Source organism: Veillonella sp. (assembly GCF_018364065.1).
Classification (GTDB): domain Bacteria; phylum Bacillota; class Negativicutes; order Veillonellales; family Veillonellaceae; genus Veillonella_A.
On record NZ_JAGZMO010000002.1, the window covers coordinates 338,127 to 353,066 of the forward strand.

At 42.4% G+C, this 14,940-nt stretch carries 10 protein-coding genes; all 10 read left to right on the forward strand.

The window, feature by feature from the left end:
- Window positions 1-234: an RNA-binding S4 domain-containing protein gene (locus KHZ77_RS03375; protein WP_295195717.1), complete on the forward strand. Its 234-nt coding sequence runs from the start codon at window positions 1-3 to the stop codon at window positions 232-234.
- Window positions 231-1,325: a DNA replication/repair protein RecF gene (gene recF, locus KHZ77_RS03380; RefSeq protein WP_295195718.1), complete on the forward strand. Its 1,095-nt coding sequence runs from the start codon at window positions 231-233 to the stop codon at window positions 1,323-1,325. The genes KHZ77_RS03375 and recF overlap by 4 nt, the downstream gene beginning before the upstream one ends.
- Entirely contained in the window at window positions 1,312-2,238 is a 927-nt protein-coding gene (locus KHZ77_RS03385; protein ID WP_295195720.1) for a DUF721 domain-containing protein, read from the forward strand. Before recF ends, KHZ77_RS03385 begins: the two co-directional genes overlap by 14 nt.
- Before the next feature lie 324 nt (window positions 2,239-2,562).
- Window positions 2,563-2,832, forward strand: coding sequence for a hypothetical protein (locus tag KHZ77_RS03390; protein WP_295195722.1), 270 nt, complete (start codon window positions 2,563-2,565; stop codon window positions 2,830-2,832).
- A 53-nt stretch (window positions 2,833-2,885) separates the two neighbouring features.
- Window positions 2,886-4,787 (forward strand): DNA topoisomerase (ATP-hydrolyzing) subunit B, encoded by a 1,902-nt coding sequence (gene gyrB, locus KHZ77_RS03395; protein WP_295195724.1) that lies wholly within the window; start codon window positions 2,886-2,888, stop codon window positions 4,785-4,787.
- A 77-nt stretch (window positions 4,788-4,864) separates the two neighbouring features.
- Window positions 4,865-6,268, forward strand: coding sequence for an amino acid permease (locus KHZ77_RS03400; RefSeq protein WP_295195725.1), 1,404 nt, complete (start codon window positions 4,865-4,867; stop codon window positions 6,266-6,268).
- Window positions 6,269-6,709: 441 nt separating this feature from the next.
- On the forward strand, window positions 6,710-8,458 hold the full coding sequence (locus tag KHZ77_RS03405) for a 1-deoxy-D-xylulose-5-phosphate synthase (protein WP_295195727.1): 1,749 nt from the start codon (window positions 6,710-6,712) through the stop codon (window positions 8,456-8,458).
- Between the two features lie 552 nt (window positions 8,459-9,010).
- Window positions 9,011-10,384: a hemolysin family protein gene (locus tag KHZ77_RS03410; protein WP_295195729.1), complete on the forward strand. Its 1,374-nt coding sequence runs from the start codon at window positions 9,011-9,013 to the stop codon at window positions 10,382-10,384.
- A 276-nt stretch (window positions 10,385-10,660) separates the two neighbouring features.
- Entirely contained in the window at window positions 10,661-11,776 is a 1,116-nt protein-coding gene (locus KHZ77_RS03415) for an efflux RND transporter periplasmic adaptor subunit (protein WP_295195731.1), read from the forward strand.
- Window positions 11,773-14,814: an efflux RND transporter permease subunit gene (locus KHZ77_RS03420; RefSeq protein WP_295195733.1), complete on the forward strand. Its 3,042-nt coding sequence runs from the start codon at window positions 11,773-11,775 to the stop codon at window positions 14,812-14,814. Before KHZ77_RS03415 ends, KHZ77_RS03420 begins: the two co-directional genes overlap by 4 nt.
- Window positions 14,815-14,940 lie beyond the last annotated feature (126 nt).

The window sequence follows — 14,940 nt, forward strand, 5'->3', positions numbered from 1 at the left end:
ATGCAAGCAACACCGGTATTTATACATACCCCTTATAATAAATTGGATCAATTATTAAAATTGGAAAGTATCATTGAAACAGGCGGCCAGATTAAATTTATCCTCGACGACTATGTAGTGCTCGTAAATGGGGAAGAATGTACGCAAAAGCGTAAAAAAATCTATCCCGGCGATGTAGTCAGCATCGAAGGCGTAGGCAGCTGGCAAGTTGTGGCAGAGGAGGCCGAAGAGTGAATATTCACTCCTTAGAACTGATTAACTTTCGCAACTACGATCATTCGGAATGGAACTTTTCCCCCGCTATTATTGTGCTCTATGGCCCTAATGGCGTGGGGAAGAGTAATATTTTGGAATCCCTCTATGTGAGTACGATTGGCCGAAGTTACCGAACCAATGAGAGCAGTGATCTCATTCAGTTCGGTAAAGAGGCGGCCGGTATTGTCATTGAATTTGAAAAGAAAGATACGACCCAGAAGGTGACGTTGAAGTTGAGCGGACGGGAGAAAAAAGAAATCCGCCTTAACAGCAATCGCATTTCTCAGAAGGAATTGATGGGTACCTTGAATACGGTTATCTTCAGTCCTGAAGATTTGCAGCTTATTAAAGGCTCTCCGTCCTTGCGACGTCGCTTTATTGATGTGGAAATCTCTCAAACCAGTGCTACGTACTACCAACAGCTGCATATGTATAATAAGATTTTGCAGCAACGGAATAAGTTATTGAAAGATTCTTATGGACGCCCGAATGTTTCCTTTGAAGAATGGGATCGCCAGCTGGCGCAGACTGCGTCATTTCTTGTGAAAAAGAGGCTGGACAGTTTGCGTAAGATTAATTTGCTTCTGGATTTGATGAACCGTCGTCTTACAAATGGAAAAGAAAATTTGACCATAAAGTATGAACAGTCTTATAGTCCGGATAAGCGTATCGTGGAGGCTGCCGATTTTTATGAAGCCCTTCAAAAGGCGTTGCCGGAAGATCGTCGCCGCATGACTACGTCAATCGGACCGCATCGCGATGATTTGCGATTTTTATCGGGCACTATGGACTTGAAGCGATTTGGTTCTCAAGGACAGCAGCGGACGGCGATTTTATCGTTGAAGCTCAGCGAGTTGGAGTACATTAAATCGGAAGTGGGCGAGTATCCGATTTTACTGTTGGATGATGTGCTTAGCGAACTGGATGGGGAACGCCGTCAAAATTTACTGCATTTTATTCATCGTAAAATTCAGACATTTATAACGACTACGGACCTGGAAGATGTTAAAACCTTGTCCGATGTAATGGTAATTCGTTGTGGGGAGCGTGACGCTGATGCGAAATCATAAGCTGGAAGATTTTAATCAAACTATGGATTTCATTATGAAATCCCGCTCCTATGACGGTTACGTTTTTTATCCGAAAATTCCTGTTATGAAATTGTACTACTACTGGTCCGAGGTTGTAGGTAAACGAATCAGTCAGTATTGCAATCTTATCGCCATTAAGCCGCCAGTCATTGTTATCGGCGCCAATACATCGGCGTGGCTCCAGCAATTGCAGATGAGCAAGCCGCAGCTGATTAAAAAAATTAACGAATTTTACAGTGCAGATTATAGCGAGCCTGTAATTACGGATATTAAGCTTGAAATGAACAAGCGCAGCACCATTTACCGCGTGGAAGAAAAGCTCGTCGGTGTGTGGGAGGATTTTCGTAATCGGGAGCGCATTGATTTTGCAAAAATTCATTTAACCGACGAAGATATTGCGGAGATTGATGCAAACTGTGCGCAGATCAGCAGTGAAAGTATGCGTAAAGCCTTTCGGGAGGCACAGATTAAACAGTATAAGAAGCGCTACGTGCTGACGGCGAAGGGGTATCACCCATGTCCGTCCTGCGGGCTGCTCATTGAAGCGGGGGAGTCACTTTGTATTTCCTGTACTCATCAGAAGGAACGTATATTGGTGAGTTCGATTCAAGATGTACTCTTTCAGTATCCCTATTGGAAATATGATGAGATGCTCAACGTTTATCCACGCTGCACGATGGAGCAGTTCAATGAAGCGAAGCGCAATATGATTTACTACTTTTTGAGCCAGATCCGTGCCGGTTCAACAGACAATTATGACTTATATATGGCTACCATGCTCATCACATGTAAGACTGCTGAGCAGCTGTCGCCGGAATTTGTAGTGAATTTAACGAATAAATATAGAAAAAAGGATGACAAGAATCATACTTATCAGCCTAAAAGAACATAAATACAAAGAAAACTATATAAAAATCATGAAAACTTTGATAAAATAGTATAAAAATAGAAGTATTTTTATATATTTATAAATAAAAAAGGTCAAAATTTTTTAATTATTCCCATAAGTCGTAATAAAATGCTAATAATACAGGGAAAAATGATGTATAATAGTACAGTTACGGCATTTAGAAATTCATGGAATTTTAAAAGTTTTGCCGTATTTTGAAGATTGAAATTTTTTCAATATGAAGAATCGCTTTTTAATGCTTGATTTTGTAGTTTTATTGTTGTAATTTATGATTTGTTATTGTTTTTACGGAAAGTGATATAGTCTATGTTTGTTCATTTATCTGATACATATAGTATTTCCATGGATGAAATTATTGCGGTAGTTCAGACAATTCCTTTGATCAAAGGGAAACGCCGTCGCAATAAGCAGTGGAACAATGCTAAGGTAATCCATGTATTTCCTGATGAGCCCATTGAAAGTTACTTGGTAACTAAAGACACGATTTACGGTCTCAGCATGTCGATTACCGGGGTGGGAAAACGATTGGCAAAATCGTCCAATTTAATTCCCGTGTCCTTATACACAAAAAAATAAAAACATTGTATAATAAACTGTATTTTTTATAGATTTTTTAGGGAGGAGCAAGTATGGCAGAACAACATTATGGAGCGCAGGATATACAAGTACTGGAAGGTCTCGAAGCAGTTCGTACCCGTCCGGGCATGTATATCGGCAGTACCTCTGCCAAAGGGCTGCACCATTTAGTATATGAAGTTGTAGATAATAGTGTGGACGAAGCCTTAGCAGGCTACTGTACACATATTGAAGTAAGTATCAATGAAGACAACAGCGTTACTGTAGTCGACAATGGCCGCGGTATTCCTGTAGGTATGCATGAAACAGGTATTCCGGCTGTTGAATTGGTATTGACTAAACTTCACGCAGGAGGGAAGTTCGGTGGCGGCGGATATAAAGTGTCCGGCGGTCTTCACGGTGTAGGTATTTCCGTAGTTAACGCTTTGAGCGAATGGACTATCGTACAGGTTCGCCAAGGTGGCAAACTTTATGAAATTTCCTTTGAACGCGGTCATTTGAAGAATCCGTTAACTGTGATCGGTAAAGCAACTGACACCGGTACAACAGTTACCTTTAAGCCGGATGCGGAAATTTTCGAAACAACGATTTTTGATTTCAACGTATTGCGCACTCGTTTACAGGAATTGGCGTTCTTGAATAAAGGACTTCGCATTACCTTAACCGATAAGCGCGGCGAAGAACAAAAAGAAGAAAGCTTTATGTATGAAGGGGGCATTACATCCTTCGTACAGTTCTTAAACGAAACAAAAGATGCGGTACATCCTACCATTATCGACATGGAAAATACTCGTGACGATGTAGTGGTGGATGTGGCCTTACAGTATAATGACGGCTACAGTGAAAATATTCTGTCTTTCGTAAACAATATTAATACGATTGACGGCGGTACTCACTTGAGCGGCTTCCGCAGTGCCTTAACACGTACTTTGAACGACTATGGTCGTAAAGCCGGGCTGATTAAAGAAAGTGAAGCCAACTTGTCCGGTGAAGACGTGCGCGAAGGGTTAACTGCTATTATAAGCGTTAAGGTGTTAAATCCTCAGTTTGAAGGCCAAACGAAAGCAAAGCTTGGCAATAGTGAGGTGAAGGGAATTACTGATACGGTAGTATCAGAAGGATTGAAGGTCTTCTTGGAAGAACATCCTTCTGAAGCTAAACGTATCATCGACAAGGCTACAACGGCCAACCGTGCACGTGAAGCGGCACGCAAGGCTCGTGAATTGACTCGTCGTAAAAATGCTCTTGAAATCAGTTCCTTACCGGGTAAATTGGCAGACTGTTCTGAAAAAGATCCGCTTATGACCGAAATTTATTTAGTCGAAGGGGACTCCGCCGGCGGTAGTGCCAAACAAGGCCGTGATCGCCGTTACCAAGCTATTTTGCCATTGCGCGGTAAGATTTTAAATGTAGAGAAAGCACGTTTAGATAAGATTTTGGCGAATAACGAAATTCGCTCCATGATCACTGCATTCGGTACAGGTATCGGTGAAGAATTCGATCTTAACAAGAGCCGTTACCACAAGATTATTATCATGACAGATGCGGACGTGGACGGAGCTCATATTCGTACGCTCTTACTGACTTTCTTCTATCGTTATATGAAGCCTTTAATCGAAGAAGGACGCGTTTACATTGCACAACCGCCTTTGTATCAGATTAAGAAGGGCAAGAGTCATTGGTACGTTTACAGTGACGCTGAAATGGGGGCTAAGCTTGACGAAGTAGGTCGTGAAAATATTACGATCCAACGTTACAAAGGCTTAGGGGAAATGAATCCTGAACAACTTTGGGAAACTACAATGAATCCTGAGAACAGAACTATTTTGCAGGTAAGTTTGGAAGACTCTATTGAGGCGGATAAAATATTTAGTGTACTCATGGGCGACAAGGTAGAACCTCGTCGTAAATTTATTGAAGATAATGCAAACTTGGTTCGAAACCTTGATTTGTAAATTGAGAAAGGGATGATGTTTACGTGCAAGGACTATCTGCTAAAAACAAATTACGCCGAAGCCTGAAATCGCGTCATATGAATATGATTGCCCTGGGGGGTTCCATTGGCACCGGCTTATTTGTAGCCGGCGGCGAAGTAATTAGTACTGCCGGCCCTGGCGGTGCTTTGGTTGCTTATGGCGTAATCGGTATCATGGTTTATTTTTTGATGACCAGTCTTGGTGAAATGGCAACGTATTTGCCTGTACCGGGCTCTTTTGGAACTTACGCGTCCCGTTATGTGGATCCGGCCTTCGGTTTTGCCCTTGGTTGGAACTATTGGTTTAACTGGGCCATTACGTTAGCGGCTGAGTTGGTAGCCGGTTCTTTGATTATGAAGTACTGGTTTCCGGATATACCGGCCATTGTATGGTCAGCCTTGTTCTTAGTAGCATTGTTTTTGATGAACTATTTATCGACACGTTCCTTCGGTGAAAGTGAATACATCTTTGCCAGTATGAAGGTTATTACCGTGTTTGTGTTCTTATTTGTTGGCTCTATGCTTATTATCGGCGTAGGCGGCGATTCTCCGGGATTCACTAACTGGACTGTCGGTGAAGCTCCGTTTGTAGGCGGATTTAGTTCTATCTTAGCTATCTTCATGGTAGCGGGTTTCTCCTTCCAGGGGACCGAATTGATCGGCGTTGCTGCCGGTGAATCGGAAGAACCGGAAACAAATATTCCAAAAGCGATTCACTCGATTTTCTGGCGTATTTTAGTATTCTACATTGGCTCCTTTGTTGTTATCGGCTTTTTAATCCCTTATAATGATCCGAACTTATTGAATTCCAGTGTAGAAAACGTAGCTATCAGCCCATTTACATTGGTACTTGACCGTTTTGGTTTTGCCTTTGCGGCCAGCTTTATCAATGCCATCATTTTAACGGCCGTATTATCCGCCGGTAACTCCGGTTTATATGCGTCCACCCGTATGCTTTACGCAATGGCAAAAGACGGCTTGGCACCTAAGATTTTCACCAGCTGTAACAGCCGCGGCGTACCTGTACCTGCTTTGTTCGCTACAGCAGCGTTTGGTGTATTCGCCTTTGCTACGTCTTTGATCGGTGAAGGTACAGCCTATACTTGGCTAATCAACATTAGCGGTATGAGCGGATTTATTGCCTGGTTAGGTATTGCGATTGCACACTATCGTTTCCGTCGCGCCTTTGTTGCACAAGGAAAAGATATTAAAACGATTCCGTACCGCGCTTTATTATTCCCATTCGGTCCAATCTTGGCTGCTGTTTTATGTATTATCATTATGGCGGGCCAGAACTACACAGCCTTTATGGGTGATCAGATTGACTGGTACGGCGTAAGCGTAGCCTATATCGGTATTCCTGCGTTCCTTTTAATTTACTTCGGTTACAAATTTAAAAATAAAACCAAAACAATTCCATTGGAAGAAGTTAATTTGGAACGTGACTACGAATCCTATTAATAGGGTGTATGGGAACATATACTAAATAAGATTCTCATGTAAACATAATATATAAGCGACTCCATTGTATGAATCACATACAGGGGAGTCGCTTTTTTGTTGCGTAAAAATGGGGTTTTATAAGTTTTTTTAAAATAAATCTAAAATTTTAAATATTTTTGCTTGACTTGAAGTGGGCTCCAAGGTCTATAATCAGTTTCGTTGGTTGGAAAATTCAACATAAACAGTTTTGGTGATTGGAAATCAGCGCAATGAGTTTAGCTGATATGAAATCAATGTAGTGAATTTAGTTGATGACAAATAACCAAATACATGTATGTATCTGCATGTATTAAAAATTAGTATTTATAAGCAATATGCTTCGTAACTTTTTACAGTAGATTACCTATGAAGTTCTGAGAAGTTTCAAGCTTAAATAGTGATAGATGAAAGGAAATGACAATGAATTTATTAAACAACGTTAACTCCCCAAAAGATATTAAAGGTATGAGCGTAGAAGAGCTCAACACATTAGCTTCTGAAATTAGAGAGGTTTTAATTAACCGTGTAAATGAAACCGGCGGTCACATGGCGCCAAATCTTGGCATGGTTGAAGCAACCTTGGCTTTACATTATGTATTTAACTCCCCGGTTGATAAATTTGTATTTGATGTGTCCCATCAATCGTATGTACATAAAATCTTAACCGGCCGTAAGGAAGGTTTTATTGATCCTGCTTTATTCAGTAAATACACAGGCTATACAAACCCTGGTGAAAGCGAACATGACTTCTTTACAGTAGGTCATACATCTACGGCTGTAAGCTTGGCATCCGGTCTTGCTAAAGGTCGTGATTTAAAAGGTGAATCCGGCAATGTAATCGCCATCTTAGGTGACGGTTCCTTATCCGGTGGTGAAGCTATGGAAGGCCTCAACGTAGCAGCTACTTTGGGCAGTAACTTCATTGTACTCTTCAATGATAATGATATGTCCATTGCGCCAAATGAAGGCGGTATTTACAAACATTTAAAAGAGCTTCGCGATTCCAAAGGTCAATCTGCCAATAACTATTTCAAAGCTATGGGCCTTGATTATATCTTCGTTGAAGACGGTAACAATGTGGAATCTTTGATTGAAGCATTTAATAAAGTGAAAGACAGCCAAACTCCTGTTGTGATTCATATGGTGACAGTAAAAGGTAAAGGTCTTGCTGAAGCGGAAGCTGATCCTGAAACTTACCACTACATCATGGGTCGTCATTTTGATGTGGACGCTTACATGAGTGAAGAACACTATGATGAAATCATTGCCACTCATTTACTTGAAAAAATGAAACAGGATCCTACAATTGTAGGTTTAACTGCAGGCGTACCAAGTATTGGCGGCTTCAATCCTGAACGTCGTAAACAGGCGGGTAAACAGTTCGTTGACGTAGGTATTGCGGAAGAACATATGGTGGCTATGGCTGCCGGTATTGCTAAAAATGGCGGTAAACCGGTTATCCTTGATGCTGCTACATTCTTACAACGTACGTATGACCAATTGACTCAGGATATGGCATTAAATAATAATGCGGTAACGATTTTATCCTTCCCATTGGGCAGCGGTATTTCATCTATGGATGCTACACATTCCAGCGCCTTCGATATGGCGATGATGAATACAATTCCTAATTTAACTGTATTATCTCCGGTAACGAAACAAGAATTATTGGCTATGCTTGACTGGTCCTTGGAACAGACAGACGGTCCTGTAATGATTCGCGTGCCTGGCGGTAAAGTACAGACTTATGAAACCGGCGTGGCATTTAACGGTAAATTAGATAATCAGGTAATTGAAAAAGGCGATACTGTGGCTATTTTAGGTCTTGGTGCCTTCTATGAATTAGGCCGTGAAACTAAAGCGGCATTAAAAGCTGAATTAGGTATTGATGCAACCTTGATTAATCCTCGCTTGTCCTCTGAAATAGATGTAGATACTTTGGAAGCATTGCGTAAAAATCATAAATTAGTAGTAACCTTGGAAGACGGCGTACTTGATGGCGGTTTCGGTGAAAAAGTATCCCGTTACTACGGTCCTAGCGATATGAAAGTGTTAAATATCGGTATGACTAAAGAAGTAAATGACCGTGTACCAATGGATGAATTAATTGCCCGTTATCACTTGTCTCCTGAATTGATCGTGGCTGATATTAAAAACATCTTGGCATAAGATTAACAATCAGTAAGTGAACGGCGTATTTTAAAGAAAATGGACGGTTTAGCTATTACAGATAAACCGTCCGCTCCCGTTAAAATCAGTGTATTCACTGTTTATATAGATGAGTTTTGAGCTTAATACCAGCGTGGCTCACTGTTAATATAGAGTTATATGGAGCTTAGTTACAGCGTAGCTCACTGTTTATATAGATTAGTTTACATAAAGCGTAAAATCAGAGTCGCTCGCTGTTCATATAGATTGATAAAACAAGTATTCAAAATGACCCCTCACAGAGGCGTATATACTAACGCAGTATATGCGAAGTGTGTAGCGGGTCATTTTTTATTTTAATGTGAATATGATATACTATAGAGCAAGTACAGGCATAAGGCAGGTATGAAAAATAAGTACAAAAAGTACTTAGAGAAAGATGTACGGAAATACTATAAAAAAGTAGAAACGTATGTATAACGATATGTACAGCAGTACATAAAAGAAAACAGATGATATGTAACAATAAGTGAAAACTTAAATTCCACTTAGTAAGAGGAGAGTGATAGATAAGTGGACGGTGATGTAGGTCTTGAGATACTCATAATTTTATTATTAATTGTAGCCAACGGTATCTTTTCTATGACCGAGTTGGCAGTTGTGAATTCTCGTAAAGGCTTATTAGAAGATAGTGCTGAAAAAGGCAGTATCGGCGCTCAGCGCGCTATACAGTTGTCGGAAGATCCTAACCAGATGTTCTCGACCATTCAAATCGGGATTACCTTAATCGGTATCGTAACCGGTTTATATTCCGGTGCGGCCTTGTCGGAGCCGTTAGCTAAGGCAATTAAGGAATACATTCCAAGTCTGGCCGGCTATGCCGATTCCTTCAGCCCTATTATTATCGTTTCATTGACGACATATTTGTCGTTAGTTATCGGGGAACTGGTGCCGAAGCGCCTGGCGTACAACTCGCCGGAGCGAATTGCCATCATTATGGCGGTACCAATGCATTACTTTTCATTGATTGCCAAACCGCTGGTAGCTCTGTTGAGTATTTCCACGGCCGGTTTATTAAAATTAATGGGCGTAAAAGATAAAGAAGAATCGCCTGTAACGGAATTGGAAATCAATAAAATGCTCACACAAGGTGTTGAGTTGGGGGCTTTTGAAAAAGATGAACCTCGTCTCGTAGATAATGTATTCCGTCTGGCTGATTTGAGTGCCGGCGATGTTATGACACCGCGTACGCAGCTAAAATGGATTGATTTAAACAGTTCTGAAGAAGAAGTGCGTGAGATTTTATGTGAGTCCACCCATTATCGTCTGCCGGTTGGCCTTGATTCGTTGGATGAACTGAAAGGTCTGGTTATCGTAGCCGACGTATTTGTAGACTATATAAAGCAGAACGAAAAAGAATCTATTAAAGCCTTGGTGGAAAAGAATGTTAAGGAACCGGTTATGGTACCGGAATCCATCAGTCTTATGAAACTGTTGGAAGTATTCCGTACGGAAGGTGTCCATGAAACTGTAGTACTTGATGAATACGGCGGTTTCAGCGGTCTCGTAACTCTTCATGACATCATGGAAAAACTGGTAGGTTTGATGCCGGCCAGCGAGGATGAATTGAAGGAAGAAGAAAACCGCATCATTCAGCGCAACGAAACAACCTGGCTTGTTGACGGTCTCATCAGCATCGATGAATTTAAAGAGTATTTTAACATCAATAAAGAATTACCGGGCGAAGACGAAGATCTGTATAAAACTGTGGCGGGCTTCTTTATGTATCTGTTCGGACGTATTCCGAAAGAACTTGACCGCGTCGTTTGGGACGAATATACCTTTGAGGTAGTAGATATGGATAATGTGCGTATCGATAAGCTCATGGTTATTTACGAACCACCGGCAGAAGAAGAAACTGAAGAGTCAGGCTCGTCTAAAAACTAAATACTAGAGATTACTATAAATCCTTACATCTGTATTCTTATGTGGAATCAGGATGTAAGGATTTTTTTTGCCGAATTTTGACATATACTTTTCAGATGAGTAGAATAAAATTAAATATGGGAAAGTATATATAGTAACAAAGTATAAAATTATAAAATTTAATATCAAATATCAATAATTGATTAATCAAAGTATCCAACAAATTATTAAGTGGATATGATTACTTGGTTTTACAGATTGAAATGAGTGCAAAGAACGCATATGGGAGGTTATCATATGATTCATTGGCGAGGCAGTAAGCAAAAATGGGCGATTAAAACATTGAGTATGTTTGCAGTTATCGGGGCTATTGCAGGGCTTAGTCTGGGTTTTAGCGGCTGTGGCAGTGATAATATAACGGAAGGTCAGGCACCGCTTGTTAAAACGATGGTTATCGGCAAAGATACGGTGGCGAATGAAAATACCTTTGCAGGGACGATTAAAAATCGCTATGAAACGGCTTTGTCGTTCCAAATCGGCGGCCGGGTTATTCAAAAGAATTTCCATGTAGGCGACCGGGTAGCAGCCGGCCAGGTATTGGCGGTATTGGATCAGGGCGATACGAGCAGTCAGCTCCAGAACGCTCAGGGCGCATTGGCAGCGGCTCAATCCCAGTATGACCTGGCGGCAACAAATGTGGAACGTTATCGCACTTTATTTGCACAGCAGGCTATCAGCCAATTACAATTGGATCAAATGGAAAATACCTTCAAAGTAGCGGCAGCACAGCTGGCACAGGCCCAGGCAGGCGTACAAACCAGCATGAATCAGCAGAATTATACGCAACTGGTAGCACCGGCTGATGGAATTATTACGGCTGAATCCGTAGAAGTAGGCCAAGTAGTGGCCGCCGGTCAAACGGTAGGCTCTATTGCTGTAGGCGATGAACCGGAAGCAGTTATCGCCTTGCCGGAACAGATGCTGGCTTCTGTTAAAGTGGGCTCACCTGCTCATGTGTCGTTCTGGGCTTTGCCTAATGAGCCGGTACAAGGCGTAGTGCGTGAAATTTCACCGGTTCCGGATGCGACGGCTCGAACGTATACAGTTAAAATTTCTTTACTTTCAAAACCGGCTAATTTGCAGCTTGGCATGACTACAGCTGTAGATTTCAGTGCCCTTGATAATAAAGGGATTACCATACCATTGACCGCTTTGGTGGGCGACCGCAGCGGCGGTAAAACCGGTGAAGGCTATGTATATGTTGTACGTGACGGCGTTGTGAAGAAAGTAGCTGTAAAATTGGGCACCTTAGGCGCCAACAGCGTCGTAGTGGTATCCGGTTTGGCTAATGGAGACCGCATCGTGACGGCCGGTACGGACAAGCTGGAAGAAGGGGCTAAGGTACGCATATGAGTCGATTTAATTTAGCAGACTGGGCTTTGCGTCACAAGTCCATCATATACTTCTTCATGGCTATGCTTTTTGCCATAGGAACATTCTCCTTCCTAAAAATCGGGCGCATGGAAGATCCGAACTTTACCATCCGTACTATGGTCGTAGCGGCCGCTTGGCCCGGCGCATCACCGCAGCAAATGTCGGAACAGGTGACGGATAAACTGGAAGAAAAAATACGCGATTTACCTGGGCTTGATTATACAAGAAGCTTTACTGACGGCGGTAAATCTGTCATTTTTATCAATTTAAAAGAAACGGTACCTGCTGATGATGTGCGGGCCGCTTGGACGGAAGTACGGCACATGGTGGATGATGAATGGTCAAATCTCCCTTCCGGTGTTCAAGGACCTATCATTAACGATCGTTTTGATGACGTATACGGCACGATTTACGCCCTCACAGGGGATGATTACTCCTATGAAGAGAAACGTGCCTACGCGGAAGAAATTAAGCGTGTACTCCTATCTGTACCAAATGTGAAGCGCATTGATTTAAAAGGTGTGCAGGAGCAGACTGTATATGTGGAAATCAACAAGGATAAGCTGGCGGCTTACCAGATTAGTGCGAATACAATTTTAAATGCGTTAAAACAGCAGAGCGCTATGGTGCCGGCCGGTATGATTGATACGGATACCAATAACGTGTATCTTCGCGTAAACGGCCTTTTCGATAATGTAGATGCTATTCGCGATATGCCGCTTCAAGTAAACGGCCAAAGCCTGCGTCTCGGTGATATTGCCACCGTGCGGCTTGATTATGAATCACCGCAAAGTCCGCTGTTCTACTTCAACGGCAAACCGGCCATCGGCATTGCCGTATCTATGGATCCGGGTGCCAATAATATTGAGTTCGGTAAGGCCCTAAGTGAAAAGCTGGCCGCCTATAAAGGGCAGCTTCCATTAGGTCTCGAAGTAAGCCAGGTTTCCAATCAGCCGCAAGTAGTTGATGAATCAATCGGCGAGTTTACCAGATCCTTATTCGAAGCCATCGTCATTGTGCTCATTGTAAGCTTCATTTCGCTAGGCGTGCGCAGCGGTATCGTAGTAGCTTTGACAATTCCTGTCGTGGTAGCCAGTACTTTCGTGGGTATGTATGCGGACGGCTTAGAGCTTCATAAAGTAAGTTTGGGGGCTTTAATCATATCGCTGGGCCTTCTCGTTGACGATGCCATCATCGTTGTAGAAATGATGACGCTTAAAATGGAAGAAGGACTGGATACGCATTCGGCGGCCACGTTTGCCTATAAAGCAACAGCATTCCCAATGCTTAGCGGTACTTTGATCACCTGCTCAGGCTTCTTGCCAATCTTCCTGTCAAAAGGCTCTGTAGCGGAATTTACGCACAGCTTATTTATCGTAGTAGCTCTGGCATTGCTGCTATCCTGGTTTGCGTCCGTATTGGTGAGTCCTGTATTGGGAAGCCGATTAATACGAATTAAGGAAAATCACGAAGAAAGCCGGGCTGTACGGATTCAAAAGGCGTTCTTACAGCGCTTCGAAAAAGGCCTTCATTGGGCCTTGGGGCATCGTCGAATTGTATTAGGAACTACATTGGTGCTTTTCGTAGCCTCGCTCCTTTTAATGCCTCTTATTAAATTGGAATTTTTCCCGAACTCCACCCGTCCGGAAATTATGCTGTCCGTACAATTTCCGCAGAGTTCATCCTTAGAATATACGAAGGAACAGGCGGAGGCTTTAGATAATCTCCTGAGCGGCGATAAGCGCATTGAACACTATTCCGCTTATGTAGGTGAAGGGGCGCCACGCTTCGTTCTGACCTTGGATCCGGAAGTGGAACGGAACAATTATATGCAGTATGTTATTGTGGCGAATTCCTTGGAAGACCGCAACAGCTTGTATAAAGAATTAAATCAGAAACTGAAGGATGAGTTTCCGTCAGCGCTTATTAATATGAGCTTTATTCAGACCGGTCCGCCGGCTAAGTATCCGATTATGTTCCGCGTGTCCGGGCCGGATATGAAGACGGTAAAAGATATTTCCGGTCAGGTAAAAGATCTCTTTAAAACCTATTCGGATATGACCGATGTGTCGGAAGACTGGCCGGACAGTACGCCGAATATTCAGGTCCATATTGATCCTGCCAAGGCGCGCATGATGGGCATAGACAGTTACGCTGTGTCGCTGGATTTACAAAGTAAAATTTCCGGCGTATCCGTCGGTGAATACTATGTAGGCAATCAGACCGTGCCGATGAAGTTTAAATTGGGCGGCAATGAAGATCACAATATGAGCGTGCTTCAGAACATTCCAATTCAAACAGGATCCGGCGCTTATGTACCGCTCAGCCAAATCGCCACTATATCCATGGGTGATGAAGACGGTATTATTTGGCGTCGTAATATGCAGCCTACTATTACAGTTCATGCGAATGTAATGCCCGGCGTTATGGAAAATACGTTGGCTAATGAATTGAATGAAAAACTCGACACGATTCGAGCACAAATGCCGGCAGGCTACACCATTGAAATGGGTGGATCCGCTGAAGACAGCAATACGGCCTTGGATAATCTAAAGGGCCCTATTCCGATTATGATCTGCCTCATCATGGTTATCCTCATGTTCCAGCTTAAGAAAATCGCTCTCATGATTATGGCGATTTTAACAGCGCCTCTAGGACTTATCGGCGTAGTTTTTACCATGATTCTTACAAATACACCGATGGGCTTTATGGTGGTACTGGGCGTCATTTCACTTAGTGGAATGATCATCCGAAACTCTATAATTTTAATTGATCAGATAGAATTGCATCGCCGGGAAGGGCAAAGTATCCATGACGCTATAGTAAGTTCAACCATACTTCGTTTCCGTCCGATTATGCTCACCGCATTGGCGGCTATTTTAGGTATGGTACCACTCATGCGCAGCGCCTTCTGGTCACCTATGGCCATCGCCTTTAGCGGTGGTTTACTGGTAGCCACCATATTGACACTTATCGTGCTGCCGGTTATGTATGCGGTGTACTATAAAGCTGAATAAGCAGATGTAAGGTTATATAAGGCCATATAAAATACATATTGATTAGTTGCGGCCTTATATGGTTAAATAATAAGAAGAAGAAACTTGTTAATGTAATTTGTTAGGTGCTCACAAATTACTATGCAA

What these genes read in the sequence shown, in the direction of transcription:
- KHZ77_RS03390 (WP_295195722.1), top strand. Translation starts at nt 2,563, where the DNA reads ATGTTTGTTCATTTATCTGATACATATAGTATTTCCATGGATGAAATT.
- KHZ77_RS03400 (WP_295195725.1), top strand. Translation starts at nt 4,865, where the DNA reads ATGAATATGATTGCCCTGGGGGGTTCCATTGGCACCGGCTTATTTGTA.
- KHZ77_RS03420 (WP_295195733.1), top strand. Translation starts at nt 11,773, where the DNA reads ATGAGTCGATTTAATTTAGCAGACTGGGCTTTGCGTCACAAGTCCATC.
- KHZ77_RS03385 (WP_295195720.1), top strand. Translation starts at nt 1,312, where the DNA reads ATGCGAAATCATAAGCTGGAAGATTTTAATCAAACTATGGATTTCATT.
- KHZ77_RS03405 (WP_295195727.1), top strand. Translation starts at nt 6,710, where the DNA reads ATGAATTTATTAAACAACGTTAACTCCCCAAAAGATATTAAAGGTATG.
- gyrB (WP_295195724.1), top strand. Translation starts at nt 2,886, where the DNA reads ATGGCAGAACAACATTATGGAGCGCAGGATATACAAGTACTGGAAGGT.
- KHZ77_RS03415 (WP_295195731.1), top strand. Translation starts at nt 10,661, where the DNA reads ATGATTCATTGGCGAGGCAGTAAGCAAAAATGGGCGATTAAAACATTG.
- KHZ77_RS03375 (WP_295195717.1), top strand. Translation starts at nt 1, where the DNA reads ATGCAAGCAACACCGGTATTTATACATACCCCTTATAATAAATTGGAT.